General features: G+C 42.9%; 18 protein-coding genes and 1 pseudogene. 4 read left to right on the top strand and 15 right to left on the bottom strand.

What is annotated here, in order from left to right; translation table 11 throughout:
- Positions 1–62 precede the first annotated feature (62 nt).
- The 3 genes from uxaC to FBQ74_RS01345 are packed head-to-tail and all read left to right on the top strand — an operon-like array spanning position 63 to position 3,887.
- Positions 63–1,481: a glucuronate isomerase gene (gene uxaC, locus FBQ74_RS01355; protein ID WP_139754964.1), complete on the top strand. Its 1,419-nt coding sequence runs from the start codon at positions 63–65 to the stop codon at positions 1,479–1,481.
- Positions 1,481–2,944: a mannitol dehydrogenase family protein gene (locus FBQ74_RS01350; RefSeq protein WP_139754963.1), complete on the top strand. Its 1,464-nt coding sequence runs from the start codon at positions 1,481–1,483 to the stop codon at positions 2,942–2,944. Before uxaC ends, FBQ74_RS01350 begins: the two co-directional genes overlap by 1 nt.
- 37 nt (positions 2,945–2,981) lie before the next feature.
- A complete protein-coding gene (locus tag FBQ74_RS01345) occupies positions 2,982–3,887 on the top strand; it encodes a sugar kinase (protein ID WP_139754962.1) in 906 nt (301 codons plus the stop codon).
- A 57-nt stretch (positions 3,888–3,944) separates the two neighbouring features.
- Here FBQ74_RS01345 and FBQ74_RS01340 read toward each other — a convergent pair whose 3' ends face one another.
- The 14 genes and pseudogenes from FBQ74_RS01340 to FBQ74_RS01270 form a co-directional block, all read right to left on the bottom strand.
- The gene (locus FBQ74_RS01340) at positions 3,945–6,059 is read right to left on the bottom strand and encodes a PQQ-dependent dehydrogenase, methanol/ethanol family (RefSeq protein WP_139757845.1); all 2,115 of its coding nucleotides are present in this window, start codon (positions 6,057–6,059) and stop codon (positions 3,945–3,947) included.
- Positions 6,060–6,233: 174 nt separating this feature from the next.
- Positions 6,234–6,596, bottom strand: coding sequence for a hypothetical protein (locus tag FBQ74_RS01335; RefSeq protein WP_139754961.1), 363 nt, complete (start codon positions 6,594–6,596; stop codon positions 6,234–6,236).
- Positions 6,597–6,781: 185 nt separating this feature from the next.
- Positions 6,782–6,889, bottom strand: a pseudogene (locus FBQ74_RS01330) (SDR family oxidoreductase); the annotation flags it as partial.
- Between the two features lie 66 nt (positions 6,890–6,955).
- Positions 6,956–7,240 (bottom strand): hypothetical protein, encoded by a 285-nt coding sequence (locus FBQ74_RS01325; RefSeq protein WP_139754960.1) that lies wholly within the window; start codon positions 7,238–7,240, stop codon positions 6,956–6,958.
- 120 nt (positions 7,241–7,360) lie between these two features.
- The gene (locus FBQ74_RS01320; protein WP_139754959.1) at positions 7,361–7,708 is read right to left on the bottom strand and encodes a hypothetical protein; all 348 of its coding nucleotides are present in this window, start codon (positions 7,706–7,708) and stop codon (positions 7,361–7,363) included.
- A gap of 125 nt (positions 7,709–7,833) precedes the next feature.
- Positions 7,834–8,283 (bottom strand): DUF4265 domain-containing protein, encoded by a 450-nt coding sequence (locus FBQ74_RS01315; protein WP_168190584.1) that lies wholly within the window; start codon positions 8,281–8,283, stop codon positions 7,834–7,836.
- Positions 8,284–8,948: 665 nt separating this feature from the next.
- Complete coding sequence (locus tag FBQ74_RS01305; protein ID WP_139754956.1) at positions 8,949–9,542, bottom strand: rod shape-determining protein; 594 nt, start codon at positions 9,540–9,542, stop codon at positions 8,949–8,951.
- Positions 9,543–9,621: 79 nt separating this feature from the next.
- Positions 9,622–10,344, bottom strand: a complete 723-nt coding sequence (locus FBQ74_RS01300; RefSeq protein WP_139754955.1) for an AbiV family abortive infection protein — start codon at positions 10,342–10,344, stop codon at positions 9,622–9,624.
- A gap of 73 nt (positions 10,345–10,417) precedes the next feature.
- Positions 10,418–11,122 (bottom strand): hypothetical protein, encoded by a 705-nt coding sequence (locus tag FBQ74_RS01295; RefSeq protein WP_139754954.1) that lies wholly within the window; start codon positions 11,120–11,122, stop codon positions 10,418–10,420.
- Positions 11,123–11,248: 126 nt separating this feature from the next.
- The gene (locus FBQ74_RS01290) at positions 11,249–11,503 is read right to left on the bottom strand and encodes a hypothetical protein (RefSeq protein ID WP_139754953.1); all 255 of its coding nucleotides are present in this window, start codon (positions 11,501–11,503) and stop codon (positions 11,249–11,251) included.
- Between the two features lie 122 nt (positions 11,504–11,625).
- Positions 11,626–12,039, bottom strand: a complete 414-nt coding sequence (locus FBQ74_RS01285; RefSeq protein ID WP_139754952.1) for a hypothetical protein — start codon at positions 12,037–12,039, stop codon at positions 11,626–11,628.
- Positions 12,040–12,151: 112 nt separating this feature from the next.
- A complete protein-coding gene (locus FBQ74_RS01280) occupies positions 12,152–12,643 on the bottom strand; it encodes a YcxB family protein (protein WP_168190583.1) in 492 nt (163 codons plus the stop codon).
- 115 nt (positions 12,644–12,758) lie between these two features.
- Complete coding sequence (locus FBQ74_RS01275; RefSeq protein ID WP_139754950.1) at positions 12,759–13,256, bottom strand: hypothetical protein; 498 nt, start codon at positions 13,254–13,256, stop codon at positions 12,759–12,761.
- Positions 13,257–13,378: 122 nt separating this feature from the next.
- Positions 13,379–13,741, bottom strand: a complete 363-nt coding sequence (locus tag FBQ74_RS01270) for an Imm41 family immunity protein (protein ID WP_139754949.1) — start codon at positions 13,739–13,741, stop codon at positions 13,379–13,381.
- 1,053 nt (positions 13,742–14,794) lie between these two features.
- On the opposite strand from FBQ74_RS01270, the gene FBQ74_RS01265 reads away from it, so the two are divergent.
- Positions 14,795–16,054 carry a hypothetical protein gene (locus FBQ74_RS01265; protein ID WP_139754948.1) on the top strand — a complete coding sequence of 420 codons (1,260 nt, stop codon included), beginning with the start codon at positions 14,795–14,797 and terminating at the stop codon, positions 16,052–16,054.
- Here the strand turns inward: FBQ74_RS01265 and FBQ74_RS01260 are convergent.
- Positions 16,049–18,316, bottom strand: coding sequence for a DNA cytosine methyltransferase (locus FBQ74_RS01260; protein ID WP_139754947.1), 2,268 nt, complete (start codon positions 18,314–18,316; stop codon positions 16,049–16,051). The genes FBQ74_RS01265 and FBQ74_RS01260 overlap by 6 nt on opposite strands.
- Positions 18,317–18,536: the final 220 nt, after the last annotated feature.

The following is an 18,536-nucleotide window of genomic DNA, read 5'->3' as shown; positions in this document are numbered from 1 at the left end:
ACCGGTGGCATAAATTAATATTTGATGCTTTTTCCCGCTTCACCAGATGACAAGAGGACGTGATGGAACCGATTTTATTGCATGACGACAGGCTTTTTCCGGCAGATAAACCAACCCGCGATATCGCAAAAGCGCTGTATGACTCTGTGAAAGCATTACCCATTATCAGCCCGCACGGTCACACGGATCCGCGCTGGTTTGCGTATGACGAAAATTTTACCAACGCAACTGAATTATTTATTACGCCCGACCATTATGTATTCAGAATGCTGTACAGTCAGGGGGTAAGCCTTGAGTCTTTGGGCATTACACGAGTTGACGGGAAGCCAACGGAGCAGGATCCTCGTAAAGCCTGGCAGATATTTGCAGACCACTATTATCTGTTTGCCGCTACTCCCTCAAGGCTGTGGCTAGATACAGTTTTTCATGATGTGTTCGGCATGCAGGAAATGCTCTGCAGTGAAAATGCGATGGCCTATTACGACCATATTACCACTGAGCTTGCCACCGCGAATTTCAAGCCCCGTGCGCTAATGGATCGTTTTAACATCGAGCTCATTGCTACCACCGAAGGGGCGCTGGACCCATTAACACACCACCAGCAGTTACAGGGCTCTGGCTGGGAAAAGCGCGTAATTACAACATTTCGACCCGATGATGTGGTAGATGCCTCGCGAGATGATTTTGCAGAAAATATTGAAAAGCTTGGCGCGCTGACCGGAGAAAACACCACGTCCTGGAGCGGCTATCTTAATGCGCTCAGAAAGCGACGGGAAGTCTTCAGGGCACACGGCGCTACCGCAACCGACCACGGCCACCCAACTGCATTGACGGCGGATTTGTCGGCAAATGAATGTGAGACCCTGTTTGAAAAAGTGCTGACCCGACAAGCCAGCAACGCTGATAAAGAACTGTTTCGCGCTCAGATGCTGACCGAGATGGCGGGAATGAGTGTGGAAGATGGCATGGTTATGCAAATCCATCCGGGATCTCATCGCAGCCACAATGTGCCATTACATAAGCAGTTCGGTGGTGACAAAGGACACGATATTCCTGTTGCAGTAAACTTTGTCGACGCTCTCAAACCATTATTGAATAAATACGGTAACGAGCCGGGGCTTTCGATTATTCTGTTTACGCTTGATGAAACGACTTACTCACGGGAGCTGGCACCGCTGGCTGGCCACTATCCCTGCCTGAAGTTGGGACCGGCCTGGTGGTTTCACGACAGCCCGGAAGGCATGCTTCGTTTTCGCCACCAAACCACTGAAACCGCAGGTTTTTTCAATACTGCAGGGTTTAATGACGATACCCGTGCTTTTCTGTCTATTCCAGCCCGCCATGATGTTGCGCGACGCATTGACTGTCGGTTTCTGGCGCAGCTGGTCGCCGAGCACCGGCTAAGTGAAAATGAGGCGTTCAGCGTTGCTCGCCAACTTACCTACACGCTCGCCAAAAAGGCGTATAAGCTGGAGGCGTAATGACCAGACTATCTTACCAAACTCTGAAGCAGCTACCTGATGAGGTAGCCACTGCCAGTGTTGATCCTACTTCTACACAAATCGGCATTGTCCACCTGGGTCCCGGCGCGTTTCATCGTGCACATCAGGCCATTTACACACAACAGGCTGATACAGAGGGACGCTGGGGTATTAGTACGGTTTCACTGCGCAGTGCGCATTTAAAAGAAGCATTAGGGCAGCAGGACAATCTGTATACCTTAATGGTTCTGGATAATATTCCGCAAACAATCGTTGTAAGTGCACTTAAAGAAGTGTTGGTGCTGGAGCAAGATCGCGAGCAGGTGATGGCCAGAATGACGTCACCGCAAACCCATATTATTTCGCTGACAATTACCGAAAAAGGGTATTGCCTGAACAATGATGGCACCCTCAACCTTAAGCACCCCGATATTTGTCACGATCTTGTCCAGCCTGACAAGCCTGTTTCAGCGGTTGGCCTGCTAACTGCTGCGCTGAAACAGCGCATGAATAAAAACATCGCAGAATTAACGGTCATCAGCTGCGACAATTTACCCGATAACGGTGACAGGCTGCGCGACGCAGTGCAATTGTTTGCCGAAAAGTCAGATCAGGCGCTCAGTACGTGGATCTCAGATACCGTCAGCTTTCCCAATACCATGGTAGATAGCATCACGCCGGCCTCGGATGACGATTTGCAAAACGCCAGCCGGGAAGCTACCGGTCTTGACGATGCCTGGCCGGTCCAGCGCGAAGCGTTCAGCCAGTGGGTTATCGAGAATAACTTCAGTGGCCCTCGCCCTGCCTGGGAGAACGCAGGCGCTATTATTACTGATGATGTCCGGGTGTTTGAAAAAGCTAAGCTTCGCATTTTGAATGGGAGCCATTCTGCTCTGGCTTACTTAGGTTCACTCTGTCATCTGAAAACGGTCTATGAGGCAGTTTCCCACGACGCGATGCATACGTTTCTTAATAAGCTGCTGGAAGAAGAAATTTTGCCTACGGTTGATGCCAGTGATGCGCTGAACCCTGAGCACTATGTCGCACAGACATTGACGCGTTTTAAAAACCAGCATATTCAGCATTTACTGTCGCAGATTGCCTGGGACGGGTCGCAAAAACTGCCGCCACGCCTGTTAAATACCGTGAAAGATAATCTGGTCGCCAACCGCAGTATTCAACTGTTATCGGCAACGGTAGCGGCTTGGATGGTATTTATTATTCGTTCAGTGCAGGCGAATAAAAAGCTTGTGGATCCGATGGAAGATGTTCTTACCGGTATTGTGAAAAATCATGACGGTGAGGCGTCCGGGGTGGCAAACGCCCTGTTGGATGATTCGCGTATCTTTGGTGATTTGACGCAGCATATCGACTTTCGCAAGACTGTATTAGCGCAGTTGGCGATTGTCGCGACCATCGATAAGCAGAATGCATCTACACAGCTGACCGCACTATGTCAGTAAACCTACACGCGTTTAAATGAACACCGGAATCCGTGGCATGAATCACATCGTTATATTCGGCGAATGTATGATAGAACTGGTGACACTGTCTGCTCATCAGCTGGCTAAAAGTTTTGCCGGCGACACCTTTAATACCGCCGTGTATCTGAAACGCTGTGCACCGGCGTTACAGGTGCACTACCTCACCGCTATTGGCAGTGATGCGCAAAGCGATGAACTTTATCATTTTATGCAACAGGAAAAGCTTGGTGTTGATTTGGTTCACCGCTCTGCCAGCCGACATCTTGGTCTGTATATGGTGCATACCGATAACACCGGTGAGCGCAGTTTTACCTACTGGCGCAGTGAATCGGCGGCCACACAAACTTTGTATAGCGTCGATGGCGAATTACCTGATACTGATCTGTTTTATCTAAGCGGTATTTCCGTGGCCATCCTTGATGATACGCAACGTCACATGCTGGTAGATAAGCTGACAGCGCTGCGCCAACGCGGCTGCAAAATTGTCTTTGACCTCAATTACCGGCCTGCGCTGTGGAAAAGCCCTGATCACGCCAGGCAGTGGGCCGATCGCTTTTATGCTATGGCCGACATCGCGCTATCCGGTGTGGATGATCATGCCCAGTTGTACGCACACCAATCTGTCAGCGAAATTGTTACGCATTTGTCCCGGTTTTCTATTGAAGAGCAAATTATAAAGAACGGGGCGTCTGAAGTTGTCGTTAATACACAGAGCGATAGCTGGTCGGTGCCTGTTGAGCCAGTAGAAAATGTTGTTGATACGACCGCTGCGGGAGATGCTTTTAACGCAGGCTACCTGGCCGCTCGGGGTAAGGGTGCAGATCCGGTCAGTGCTGCAAAATATGGCGCTAAGGTGGCCGCATTTGTTATTGGCTATCCCGGCGCAATAACACCGCCTGAAAAAGCGTTACCCCGCCTTTAATTGTCAGTTTGTGCAGCAACAGGTAATCCGTTACCCGTCGATGCACAAGCCGGCGCATTACCGGCTTGAGGGTCTATCGCCTATCGTCTGCTGCTGAAGCGTTTTAAGATAGCCACTCAGCGCCTCTACCTCACTGCGCTTAAGCTTGCCTTCAAACGATGGCATTCCTCTGCTCTGCAGCACGCCATCAAGTAGAACTACTGGCAAAACCTGCTTTTCAATCATATGGCTGGTTAACAGGTTTGGCGCTACCCCACCCCGACTATCATCAACCACATGACACACGGCGCAGTTTGTATTGAAAATAGTCTCTCCCTGCAGGAACGTTTTTTTGGGTATTGTTACCTTCGGCCCTAGCTGTATCGGCGCATTTTTGGGAGCATACCGATGAAAAGCTACCTGATTTTCTTCATGGAGCACATTCACCTTGCTTTCTTTACTGTCGACAGCCAACCTGAACGTTAACACCAGGTCTGATCGCAACTTATCGGTAAGAATATTCTTCATACCGTATCCACCGCCCCAGCCGGCAGCTACGGTGACATACTGCGTACCATCGAGCATGTAGGTAATGGGTGGGGCCAGGATGCCTACCCCCAAGTCATAACTAAATACCTCTTTACCGTTACGGCTATCGTACGCTTTTAAATGACCGTCAGATGTTCCCTGAAATACCAGGTTACCGGCGGTGGACAGAACCCCGCCATTCCATGAATCATGCTGGTCAATCGTCCAGGCGGGCTTTCCTTTAACCGGATCCCAGGCTTTCAGAAAGCCTTTTTTTTGGGGTGCCTTTTTATCATAAATATCCGGCTTATCATCCTGATTTCCCGTTGCCAGATTCCACCCGGCCCCAGTGCCAAATCCACGCTCGTTATATTTCCAGTCCAAGTCCCGCCCGTAAAATGACACGGTATCCCGGCCAGGTATAAAAACATAACCAAGCTCAGGGTTATAGGCCATAGGGTGCCAGTTATGACCACCATCATAGTTTGGGGCTATCTGCGCATTAACCTCACTGTAACGCGCAAAATCCGCCTCTACCGGTTTTCCCGTTTGCTTGTCAACGTGGGTAGACCAATTCATGTAGGTGAATGCATCGGCACTAATCAGCTCTCCACTGACCCTGTCGATAACATAAAAATAGCCATTTTTTGGGGCCTGCATCAGTACTTTTCGAGTCTGTCCTTCAATTTCAATATCAGCCAGAATCATGTGTTGGGTCGCCGTGAAATCCCAGGAGTCGCCCGGCGTTGTCTGGTAATGCCACTTCAGCTCACCGGTCTTAGGTTTAATGGCAAGAATAGATGAGAGATATAAATTATCGCCGCCTTCAGGGCTGCGCTGGTGTCGATCCCAGGGTGAGCCATTACCCGTTCCAACATACAACAGGTCAAGCTCAGGATCATAGGCCATTGAATCCCAGACCGTACCGCCCCCGCCGTACTTCCACCATTGTCCGGTCCAGGTATCGGCGGCTTTGCGCATCGCTTCATTCTCAAAGCCTTCGTCCGGGTTTCCCGGCACCGTATAAAAGCGCCACTGCATTTCACCGGAGTCAGCATCGTAGGCGGAGAAATAGCCTCGCACACCAAACTCAGCACCACCATTACCAATAAACACCAGCCCGTTTACAACCCGCGGCGCACCTGTGATGGTGTATGGCTTACTATTATCAACCGTTAGCTGCTCCCACACTTTTTTGCCGGTCTTTCTGTCGAGCGCGATAAGTCTGCCATCGAAAGTGCCAAAAAATAGCTTATCGTGCCACGCAGCAACGCCACGGTTAACCACATCACAGCAGCCGTTAATTGCCGCCTGCCGGGGAACTTCAGGGTCGTAGGACCATTGAATTTCACCGGATTTAGCATCAACGGCGAAGACTTTACTCCAGGGGCCGGTGACATAAATTATGCCATCAATCAGCAGTGGTGTAGCCTCAACACCTCGCCAGTCCGGCAGTACCGTTTTATTCAGTAATACCAGATCTTTTACCGTGTCGGTATTTATCTGTTTCAGGGGACTATGGCGGGTTTCGCTGTAATTTTTGCCGTGAGCGAGCCACTGATCATTCTTAGAGTCTGCTTCATTCAGTGTCTGTTGGTCGACTGAGGTAGCAGCAACGCCGGAGAAAACCATCCATGACGCTATCAAACCAGTCATAAATTGCATTGTAGTCACAAATCACCCTAACCTTATGGTCAGAAACACATTTGCCACAATTAACCACAAAAGTGATGCGGGTCGCTACGAGAAGTGAAATTTGATAAGTACAACCAGAAATATCGGTATGCTAGAACAGCAGAAACAGCACCTTAGGCCTTCACTTTTTTTCGCTGACGCCTTTTAAGTCAGTACGTTACTCATCAGCATACCCGGCATAAAAAATACTGCAGCAAGCGCCACTGAACCGGTTAGCGCAAAGGCTGCTGAGCAAAACACTGCTTGTGTGAAATAAACCCTGGGTTTCGCAGAAGCACTGGACTGGTAAGTAACAATGGCGAGGGTTAGCGCTCGTCTGAACTTATAATAATGTGCCTGAATCTGCCTTAGGATAGGAATGAAGTAAAACGCTATGAAGGCAAAAACAACTTCAATGCCACCAAAATGAAACAGCAGCGCAATTTCCGGTGAAAACCAGCCCACTATACCTATAGCAACCCAAAACGCCGCCTTTTGTTGCCAGCTCAAATCTTCCCACTTGATCATTGAATTTCCCTGTAGAGTAAACATGTGCGCGGCAGCTTTACGACCATCGCCTGTTTTATATTAATATGCATTACTGTTCATATTTCAAGCGCCAGCAGCAAAACCTTGATGAGTGCGCTGAACAAGGGCAGCTTCTGATTTAGATCACACTTATAAAGTCACTATTCACATGCGGGCATCAGCGCTTATTTACCACCAGCAATATCAATAAACGACCCTGTGACATACGACGCTTCATCTGACAGTAACCATGCTATTGCGGCGGCAACTTCCTCAGGCTCACCGCCCCGTTTTGTAAACCGAAGAACTCTTAAGAGGTATTCCGCTATTTTAATAAGGGAGGTTTACAGAGATACGAGTCATATAGCGGCATCTTTCGTTCTGCAAACCAGCGTTTCCTCACCAAGGTGGTAAACATTATTGATAGCAACATAAGTACCGGAAACAACACCCGTTATTGGAAGAAGCATCAGGCCACTGATTGAGTAAAACGTATTGGTATCTTCAAATCCGTTGATGACTTTCAGCGTTTTACGATCTGAGGAAATTTCGCATTTGTTTATCTTGGCGGTATCAGTTTGCGGCACAACGATACAAGCATTTAGCAGTGGAATGCAGAGAGCTAAGAACACGAAACACTTCATTTAAAAATCCTTTTTTTACGTGTAACAGAATTGTATATGATTTATAGGTATTCAGATATTACAGTCATTTTCAAGCTAATGATGTGAGATCAATGTTGCACTTGGGAGTTGATACTAAGTTCATTTGCAGTTGTTAATAGTGGCCTTAGCTATGTTTAAGTCAGAGTTATACTTACCCACAAATTTTTTATGCTGATTCATAAAATCCTCGTCGAAAAAATACAAAGGGATTTCTAAATCTTTAACTTTCCTTTCATATGCTGATACGGAGTGCTCAGCATATGCCAAAAAATTACCGAATTTTTTCTCGTTACAACCGTACGCGTATTCTGATAGCAACTTGAGTGAGATAAGTATTTCACGTTGGTAATCATCTGCCTTATGAGCAATAAATGCTTTCTCGTTTGCAACAAGACAACCAGCCAACGATAAGATTGCTAAAATAGCTGCAATTTTAAATAATGCCAATGAGCTCCTCCCTGAACCTAACTTCCCACTAAGGGGCGATAACACATGGGCTAAAATAAGGAACGGAGTGACGCAGCCCATGTGTTAGCGTCCCAGCGAGCGAAGCGAGAGCCTTGAGTGGTTTGTTATGTTTCGGTGCTATGAGCACATTTTGCCTCTTCAAACTCCCACACTCCCGCAGATTCACCGGATTCTAATATTGAATAAGCGGTAAATATATCGGTTGAAGGTGGTACATCAATACTTAGCAACTTTGATTGAGATCCTTCATAAGTACAACCAATGTTTTCAAGTTTCTGCCAAAATTGCCCAAATCTATCGCTTTCTAGAACTCCAGCTTCTAGTAGTACTCGATAAGTTGAATGACCCGAGTTTTCAACAATTTCTACAACCTCTGGAGTTTCGTTACCTATTGCTTTTACAACATCAAGATAGCTAAAACCATAAGCCGCGGACGGCGAGTTCTGAAGTCTGTAATGATCGTTGCCCAGAGGCTCTGCCCACAAAGTTTCTGTACTGGCATTTTGAATGTTATCCGATGTCAGCGTAATGCTGACTTTTACTAAATTTTCCAAAATATCTTCCGAGAAACATAACTTTTAAATAAGGGGCGCAGACGCGTGGGTTAAAATGCGAAGCAGCCCACGTGTATGCGTCCCAGCGAACGAAGTGAGTGACTTAATTTTCTTGTTAGGTGCGTTCACAAGTTTTCCAATGTTTGCCTGACTTTTTCGTAATTTAGTGGGAAGCGACAACCTCCTGACGAATACACATTAAGTTTGTCTGACTTAAGGTAGAAAGTGAATGATAGCCCGTCGCAAATTAAAGCAATATCATTTTCAGGGTATTCTGATTTCCAGTTGTTAACACCCAATTTAGTTAGCTGATTTATTAGGTCAGCTTGTTCGTCTGTATTTAAAAATTTTGTCTTTAGAGTAGGAGTCTTGGGCACCCATTTACTATCACTATCAAGTTTGAAATGGTCATCAATGTAAATATATTGCCCAGTATTTATATAAATCTCATGACGATACTGGCCCAGAAAATGGGATTCTCGAAATACTAGCTCTAACTCATCGGAAGCTACTGGCAAAGAGAGCATTATTAATAGTAAGAATCTAAAATTCACAACCAAGCACCTAACGCCCCAATAACGGGCAATTACTTGCAGGGTAAAATAGGAGCGCTAGCGACGGGAGCCTGCGAGTAGTTGTCCCAGCGCAGCGTGTTTATTGTTTTGTTAGTCACCAAAATACCAAAGCGCCAAAATTACTATAACAAGATAAACTAGAAACGTGGCTACATTGCTGGAATATTGGCTCTTCTCTTCACCAGATGGGTCCGATTTCTTTTGTCCTTGAAATTCTTCGAATTGAAACCCATGAATGTTTAGAGGTTTCCCAACGTGAATTTTGATTTCTATTGCTCCTGCTCCAAGCGCTAGCTCTCTAAATGCTCGTTCTTCAATTGCTGTTAATCCACCCTCAGTCTTTTCCATAGGATGCATAACCACCTTGGGGCGGGGACGAAGATTTTTGATATTAGATAGATTTTTAAAAGCATGCTGGAGCAACTTTTCACCAACATAGAAATCAGAGAGAAGCGCTCTGGGATGCGAAAAAGGATTAATTGCGACTTCATTTTCTTTCACTGAGTTTGCAGCTTTCTTTCCTATACCGGAAATGACCTTTTTTCCCTTTTCTTGAGTCTGAATAACAACAATTGGCGCATCGTCGAATGACTCATTATTAGTCACATCAGTAACTTTCAAGCGATCTTCCCAGATCTGCACATAGAGAACTGAAGAAAATTGTTTAATGAAATTTGAAAACATCCAATGTCCTTTGGTGATTAACGCCAGAGCGCACCGGCGCACTTTAGTGCGTCCGCGTGACGCGAATTGTTAGGTGCCACTACTCGGCATCTTCCGGCTTAAACCGTTTCCCTTTGCTCAAGTACTCCCTTTGATATTCGAGTATGGACTCCGAAACATCCTGATTCCCAGCCTCCATCCTTGAGATATGAAACCACCAAAAGTCCTCCGTGTTGAACAGCTGATTAACCTTTCCATCCTTCATTCCGTAAAAATGATCTTCGCTTTGGGACCTTACAGTAGGGGGCCGTGTTTTTTGATGCTCGATATTTTTGTAGTAGCAATGCTTTGCCAGTTGAACACAGTCATTCGCGGCACGTGGTGAAACTACTCGCCCAGGCGTTTGAATCTCGCCCGTGGAATAATTTATATCTGTGTACATTGATGGCTCTCGACCATTCTTCAGCGCAATCATGATGTCCACAAACGTCATTAACTCATTTTTTATATCGCTATGGCTGATCACTGAAGCGTGAAAGGCAGAGCTTATCTTTTTAGAGTGATTTTCAAGAGAGTATCTAATTTTAGCGGTAACTGCAGAGTCGTTCAGATTCCGCCCTTGCGCATCATATGCAATGAATGACTTCCCTATCTCCTCTATAGCGGCAATGGCAATGAAATATGCCCGTGCTAATTTTCCTTGCTTGAGCAGTAACTCAGCCTCTTCTATAAGATCGTGAGCGTTTTCGAGGCTAGTCCGGCTGTACTCAGTAAAAAGCTCCTCTGAGTAGCGAAAGGAGTTTGGTATTTTTCGAATGCTCATAGACACCTAACGCCTCGTTAAGAGGCAAATAATTGTTGGCTAAAATAAGCGACGCAGGAGCAAAAGCCAACTGTTATTTGTCCTGCTTTAACGACTTGTTAGCAATACATTGCACACGCTTCATATAGCCATTTTTTGTTAAAACTTGAGAGCCTGAAGGGTAACTATTAATAAGTAGATCACCATTTTCTAATAACCAAGAAGACTGTGGCATACCTACTAAGCTATATAGCTTTTCAAGTTGAAAGTATTCATTTACTAAATAAATATCACCGTAATTCCATGACATATGTGCTAGTCCAGATGTAATAACTAGACCAAAAGGCATTTCATAAATATCTTCGATATTCATTTCTTCAATGAGTGTAACTTTATTATTTTTGTCGATTAAAACCAATGAACCACCAAACTCACCATTATTACTACTCGCAAGAATATTATCCCCGACACGATAAATAAGATGAGGTTGAATAGTTTGGTGTTCAATCACAACACCACTATTACTATTAGGTGCCTTTCTAGGAAATGATTTTTTATATTTCCCCGTTTCTCGATCAACTAATGAGAATAACCATTGAGGCTCTGATGGATCAATTTTGTCTACCTCATTAAAAAATTCTTCAATGCCTATTTCTGTTATTTCACTTTCCACACTTCCTTTAAATTCTGTTTTGCTAGGGTAAATTGAAGCATCATATTTCCCACACGAAATATCCTCAAAAATATTCGCAGATAGTGAAAAAGAATAGACGAATAAAATAATTAACGAATACTTCAACAGACTCTCCTTGTATTGCTAACACCCGCATAACGGGCAAAAATACGTAGGCTATAATACCGAGCGAAGCGAAGGGAGCCTACGTGTTTTTGTCCCTAGCGAGCGCAGCGAGAGTTTATGCGCTTGTTATGTGGCTGAACTACGAGAACCAACAATAGCGAACCAGAATAAGCCAGTGCCAGCAAGCACAACACCTAAAGCTGAACGCTCTTCTTGAATGCTACTAACGTAAATGAATGGCAATGCAGCCATCGCAATTGAGACTAATAGATATAGACCTCTTCGCTTGGCATTTGAATAATAAATACGTTTTCGCCACTTATTTAATAAAAGTGTACCAATGGGCAAATACGCCAACATAAAGACTTCAAAGATGCCCATCTCTCCTAGACACATAACTTCCCGCATAACGGGCAAATACACGTAGGGTATAATACCGAGCAACGCGAGGGGAGCCTACGTGTATTTGTCCCCCGCGAGCGGAGCGAGTGTTGATGCGCTTGTTAGGTTTGTGAAATGTACGTATAAACGGCCAATTCAACTAGTAAATACCACAAAACACACCCTAGCGAAATTCCAGCGGAGGAAATTGCTTCCTTTTTCCCATAATGTTCCCCTTCAAGCTGTTTGCTAAAAACTATGAAGCCAACAATGAAAAAGCAAATAAGATATGGAGGCACTAAGATTTGGATACCGTGTACATTTGACGCGATAGCTATTTGAGGTGCAGCAATAAGAGCACGAACAGCAAGCGCAATTATTGCTGTTATATAAATAGCACGAAATGGATTGGTTACTTTTAATAGTGGATATTGCTTTCCAAGCCACCTTAAAAGAATAGCTGGTACAAAAGTGCTAATTAGAAAACCAATACAAGTGACAAGCCCTGTCAGAAAGAATGAAGGAACGACAGTCATTATAGAAACCTAACGCCCCAAGCAGGGGCAATAACACGTAGGCTAAATTACGGAACGAAGTGACGGGAGCCTACGTGTTAGTGTCCCGCTGACTTGGTTTGTTAGGTATGCACTACAGCGCATTATCCAGTGCTAGTTTTACTGCTTCAAAAGAGTCTTTACCTATTTCCCGTTTTGGAATCACAAACGCTGTTGCCGGAGTGTTATAAATGAAAATATAGTCTTCATTAGTCTCAATTTTATCCAGCGCATCCCAAGTAAACTGGCTGCTACTATTAGCAGTTGATTCATTTACCCCAACATCAGAAATAACAACCTTATGTTCGCAAAAAACTTCCTTTTGAAATACTTCAGAACATTTTTTAGCGTATCGTTTGTAAGCAACAAACGTCCATAAGTAAGAAGCCAATGCTCCTAGAACACCCCCAGCGTAATAACTCGTTTTTCCAGTAAAAAATGCCAGTAAGCAGAAAACCAGCAATACGACGAAAGGAGTAACATAAAGGTTTATAATTCTGCGCCGCTGATAAACTTGGCTATTCGCCAAATGGTGTTCATTAAACGCCAGCAAATCTTCCTTTGTATTTGTGTATTTAATTTCCACGTAACTTCCTTGCATACCTAACTTTTACTTAACTGGCATAAACACAGCGCTACAATCGCGAAGCGGCGCTGTGTTTATGTCCCAGCCCGCCACTGCGGGCGTGTTTAAGTTTTTGTTAGTTCGCATCTTTCGCGATGCTCCAATCCATTACTATAAATAGACATGAAGCCAGTAAGCCACCTATTAACAACCAAATACCTAGCTCACTGTTGCTTTTATATTTTGACACGGTTGAACGATAACTTTTAATTAAGTGGTTGTCGCTGATAACTTGGTAAACAGGGTGAAAATCTTCGAACTCCCAAATTGCTGAATCCGAGTCATTGGGATCGAAGGCAATTTTAAGTGTTGCGTTTTCTTTGTTGAGGGCATCAGTTACCGAGCCAATTGAGCCTGCAACAGAATGATAGACGAACTTTTCCTTGTGCTCCTTAAGCTTAAAACGGAGAGTGTCCCTATGTTTGCCTATACTTTCAAACCACTCTAATTTTCCTGACAATTCAGTTAAATCGTCGAAACTTGGAGCAGGTTTTAAGATTAATAACACAAAAATCATCATACCGGTAAAGGCTAATGATGCTTTTGAGTTTTGACTAAGATCCTTGAACTTCATAGATGCGAACTAACTTCTAAATAAAGGGCAAAAACACTGTGCTAAGCTTTTAGCGGCACAGTGTTTTTGTCCCAGCGCGCCCAGCGCGCGTTTTAATTTTTTTGTTAGCAGTCATATTTAGTTTAATATCCAAGATTTTTTTTAGCTGGCATTTCACCTTGGAAAAATCCTTCAAATACCAGCTGCAATCTTTCGCGTCTTTGATATAACTGATTTTGGCTGATGCCAATTATTTCAAAACCATCATTTGGGTCAAGATGACAGCCGATAGCATTTGATAAGTAACTGTAGATACGAGTTGCTGGCAATAGAACTTCTCTCGGAATGGCGCTAATGCTCGAGTGCTTCTCGCATTCCTCGTAAAGATAATTCTCTAGTTTAAAGTACTCAACATCGTTCCAAGTTTGGCTTTCATGAAAAATGCTAATGAAAGAGTTTTCTGAGAATTCTTTGCTCAATACAAAATTTCTTTTTAGTTGATTCATAGACGATGACTGCTAACGCCCCAAGAAGGGGCAATTACACGTGGGCTATAATACGGAACGAAGTGACGGGAGCCCACGTATAATTGTCCCGCTTACTTGGATTGTTATGTGTTACTGCTAAGACATTCTATGTAAACAGCACTTTAATCTGTTTCTGCCTTGCTTCGTTTCCATGCATTCGATGGGCGACGAGCCTTCAAGTACAGGAGGCCGGCTATGCATCCATTCCCTAAAGTTTGAACCCAAGTGGTATGCTATCGGTTTAGCAATCAAAAAGTCACCATCTACCATATTTAATAACTCTTCCTGATGCTCAAAGCTACCCCAGAACGAGTTAAAACAATTTGAATATTTTTCAAACGCTTCATCGCCAGCGTAATGATCTTCTAGCGGCATATTATTTAATATCCTTAAGAAACATAACATATTAATAGATCCCAAAATGGTGTGGTTCCCAGCCCCGCTTTGGGATATTTAATTTAGTCTTTCCCAAAGATTACGCGATAAGCCCTTCTGATAAAAGTGAAAAGACAAAGTGGTGTATTTCACGCTACTCACTAAATACCCCAAAACGCCTCTCCAACAGAGATGGTAGTTTTTGCGGATAAGCGTAATGGCAGATACAAATAAAATTTTAATTCTTGGTTGAATATCGACGACTATCAGCAGGCTGATTTACGTTTTGGATTGGCGTGGAATACTGAAGAAAGCAGAACGGCTTAAGTGAAGCAGAGCCAACTGAAGATAAAAGTGAGATTAAAGCAGTGTTCGTTAGCCTATTCATAACTACATACCGCCATAGGCGTATTGCTTTAACTAAACGGTAGCACAAACAAAAAAGGCCTCGCATTGCTGCAAGGCCTTCAATGATGGTGCCCAGAGGCGGAATCGAACCACCGACACGAGGATTTTCAATCCGCTGTTATCACTACGTAACCAATTGATATTCAGTAATATTTAATATAATAAACTTACATATCATAAAAATTTACACTAGATATATATCATGGCAAACTATTGTGGGTAGTTTCAATTTCACGGAAGAGTTAGTGTATGTCACTCAATCATCATGTCCTCACAAAAAAGACAACAGACGCAATATTGGCAAAATTTAAATGTGGAGATTGGAAATCGTTAAACAATTCTGGTCCGGAATTTTATAGAACGGGAGTAAGCTCAAATTTTCCTTCACCAGATGCAGGCTTTAGGTGTGATGCTTCGGATTTAATAATTTCATTTGAGTTCAAACCCCCTACTGAAACCAAAAGGGGTATTCTTACCGGACTGGGTCAATCTATTGCTTATCTAAATAGTAGCAATATATCATTTTTAATAATCCCCAATTTCTTAGAAGACTTTGATATTTCTAAATTTATGAGCTCACTATTTGATTCACAAATAGTTGGACACCTTCCAGTGGGCTTAATTTCCTTTGACGTAGACAATCCTGATAGTGTTGAGCTCCTTCATAACGTCGATATGAGGAATAATAATGTCGACAAATCGAAAATAGGTAGCACTAGGTTTTGGGCAAAGCATCAAGACCTACCAATCGAACTATTTCACCTTATTCTAGATTACTACTATCAACACAAGACAAAAAAGATTCATTCTGATGCTTTTGAAACCTGCTGGAAGGAAAAGCTTTTCCCCGTTTCTAATATTGATAATCTAGTCACTCCCCCGATACTGGATATAAGGGGAAAGCCAATTAAGACTTTAGCTGGGACTAAAAACATTGATTTTGGTAGTAAGTTAATAAAAAAAATCAAAAAAAAATCTGGAGTAGATAAAACTCAAGCACAAGAGTCATTGAAACAAAGAACTGACCCTGCAACTGCTGGTGATACTCTATATCAATCAATTAGAAAAAACTTTCTCAGCTTTCTGAAACATGTTCAGGTTATTGATTCCGAGGGAGAACTAACTGACCTAGGATTTAAAATTTACCACTTAGGAACTGTGCATGGGCCCACTAGTAAAATTTTTTACGATTACTTCACTAAACTCGTTTTATTTACGGGAAATCAGTTAGACGTAATTATGGATCTAGAAGATTTGTGCAACGAGTTTAGAGGTATAAAATCATATGTTGAAATCCAACAAGAGCTCGAAGTTAGATACATTGATAAAGGCATGATAAAAAGAAATCCAAGACGTATTGTGGGAAATGCAAGCAATACGCCTTTCTTAAAATATGAGGACCTACTTTGGAGAGCTTTGGGTATTACTAAAAAATTACCTAACGCAAAACCCGAGATTTGCTTCAATTGGAAAAAAATAACTGAAATAAGCTCACTACCGGATCTATAAATAATTAGCGTCTAATTCTTCTAACATAGAATATAATGCTAATTGAGTTGATTCACCGCTTTTCCAATTTTTGTTCACAACTGTTCTCAGTCTTTCTCCGAACAGTTGAGCAACAAGAGGAGGGAAAGCATTTCCAACTTGTAAGCACTGATTTATTATAGGCCCAACAAACTCGTAATTATCATGAAAAGATTGAATTCTAGCCGCCTCTCTGACTGTTAAAGTTCTATTTAACCGCGGATGAACAGGGAAAGCATTATGTCCAGGAACAATTGTATTTGAGGGCTTTTTTCGGTCCAATCGTTTAAAAACATGACTAAAGTTTTTTATTGGTTTTCCAGTTTTTGTCCCAATCTTCAGATGGCTCGGTAATTTCTCAATTTCAAGCTTCTTTCCCTCTTCAATAAATCCGAATCTATCTGAAACAACTTTCGTATGCTTTGGGGGATTATGGTTTTTGAATCGAAAGTACGAATCTTCCGTATCTAACCCTGAAAGAGCTAGTCCAACAGTCCTATGTGCCTGTTGCCAATCCTCGGGTTCAGCAAAAAACTTTGCCTTCGGCCACGGAATTACTAGATCAGTATTAGTACCTATCATTAAGAACCTTTTTCTTAACTGTGGAACACCATAATCGGCGCAATTGATTATTTTAAATTCGACCCTGTATCCGTGATTTTCGAAGTAAGATTTAACCTCGTTAACATACTTTCCATTATGTGCTGATAGTATTCCAGGTACATTTTCCATCATAAACCATTTTGGTCTAACACTAACAACAATCTCTGCGAAAGAGTGTACAAGATCATTGCGTTCATCTTTACTCAGATCGTGCTTTTTAGTGTTAACGAATCTTCGGTTTCCAAAAATAGAAAACCCTTGGCATGGTGGCCCACCAACAATTAGATCGACACTCTCTACCTTTAGCTTTTTAATAATCTTTGCTCTGTCAAACTCATTGGATAAATCAGCCTTCACGCATTCTTCTTGGTGATTTAAACGATGCGCATCAACTGCATATTGATCAAAGTCAGCACTTAACACAGACGTTAGACCAGCTGCTTTCAATCCTTCTGTAAACCCCCCTACACCGCAAAATAAATCAGCAAATCTTAAACTAGCTCTGGAAGCTTTGCCTTTTCTGTTTAACGTATACACATCTCCTCTATTGATGGTTTTTTCAGGCTCTTCACCTAAGATATCTACTCCATTAAGATGGAATGCTACGTTTCTCGCTAATTTAGCACCTAGAAGCGGTGGTACCGCGTTACCTACTAAAATACATTGAGAGCGACGATCCCCGTAGAAAATATAATTATCAGGGAAAGTCTGTATGCGCGCGGCCTCTCGAGGGGTCAAGCTTCTGTTCAAAACTGGATGAACAGGAAGGGCATTATTACCCGGAACTATTGTACTAGATGGTTCAAATCTAGATAATCTCGTGTAGGTATTGCCAAAGTTCTTCCTTCTAATTTCGACAGGCAAATCTTCAGGTTTAGGAAGCTTTCCGCCTTCAGGTATTAATTCATATCGTTTTATAACAGTGTCACTATGTTTTAACGGAATATGGTTAGGGACACTCTCATCTTTATCTATTAAATCATTTAATGCTTCACCGACGTTTGCATATGCTCTCAAATTATCAAAGCTAGTTGATTCTTTGGTGGGAAATTTAAATGGTCTATCAACTTTAGTCCCGAACAAGAAAATTCTTTCTCTTTTCTGAGGAACTCCGTAGTCGTTAGCATTTAATAGAGAGTAATGAATATTGTAACCAATTGCAGAGAATTCGTTAATTACCTTCTCAAAGAACCGCCCCTCAAACATTGTTCGAAAGCCCTTTACATTTTCAAAAAGAAAGCACGTAGGTTGAAGATGCTCAATAACTTTCCGATAACATTGAAAAAGATAATTTCTCGGGTCTGCAGAATTTTTATTCCCCATATTCGAAAAGCCCTGACAGGGAGGGCCACCAATAACTACGTCGATGTCGTTATCAGCCTTCAACTTATCTAAATCTTGATTAGTTATCAAAGAAATATCGTTTTTAAAAAATTTGGAGTGAGTGAAGTTTCTAGAGTAGGTTTGACAAGCTTGCTCCATAATATCTGATGCAAACACTATATTGAAACCTGCTGCTTCAAAGCCTATATCTAGGCCACCAGCACCAGAAAAAAAAGAGGCTACATTAAATTTGTTCTTTTTCAAAACGTTAACACCAAAGGCTGTTTTTTTATACAGCACATTATAAATTTTTACCAATCTGAGTCAATGATATTATACCATATGTCCTGCGCGCAGTTGCTGTGTAGCACAAACAATAGGATTAAGTATCCTACTGTAGGCTGCTAAAACTGTGGGGTGGTGAACATGGTTACACCACCCCATCGCACCACTTTGCTAAAGTCTCACTGTTCCCTCACATAAATACAGCACAATGATTTAGCATAACCCACTGATTTATATGAAACTTCGAGATTTA

This window comes from Salinimonas iocasae, assembly GCF_006228385.1.
GTDB classification, from domain to species: Bacteria; Pseudomonadota; Gammaproteobacteria; order Enterobacterales; family Alteromonadaceae; genus Alteromonas; species Alteromonas iocasae.
The sequence above is the reverse complement of the archived record's forward strand: the minus strand, read 5'-3'. Positions and strand labels throughout refer to the sequence as shown.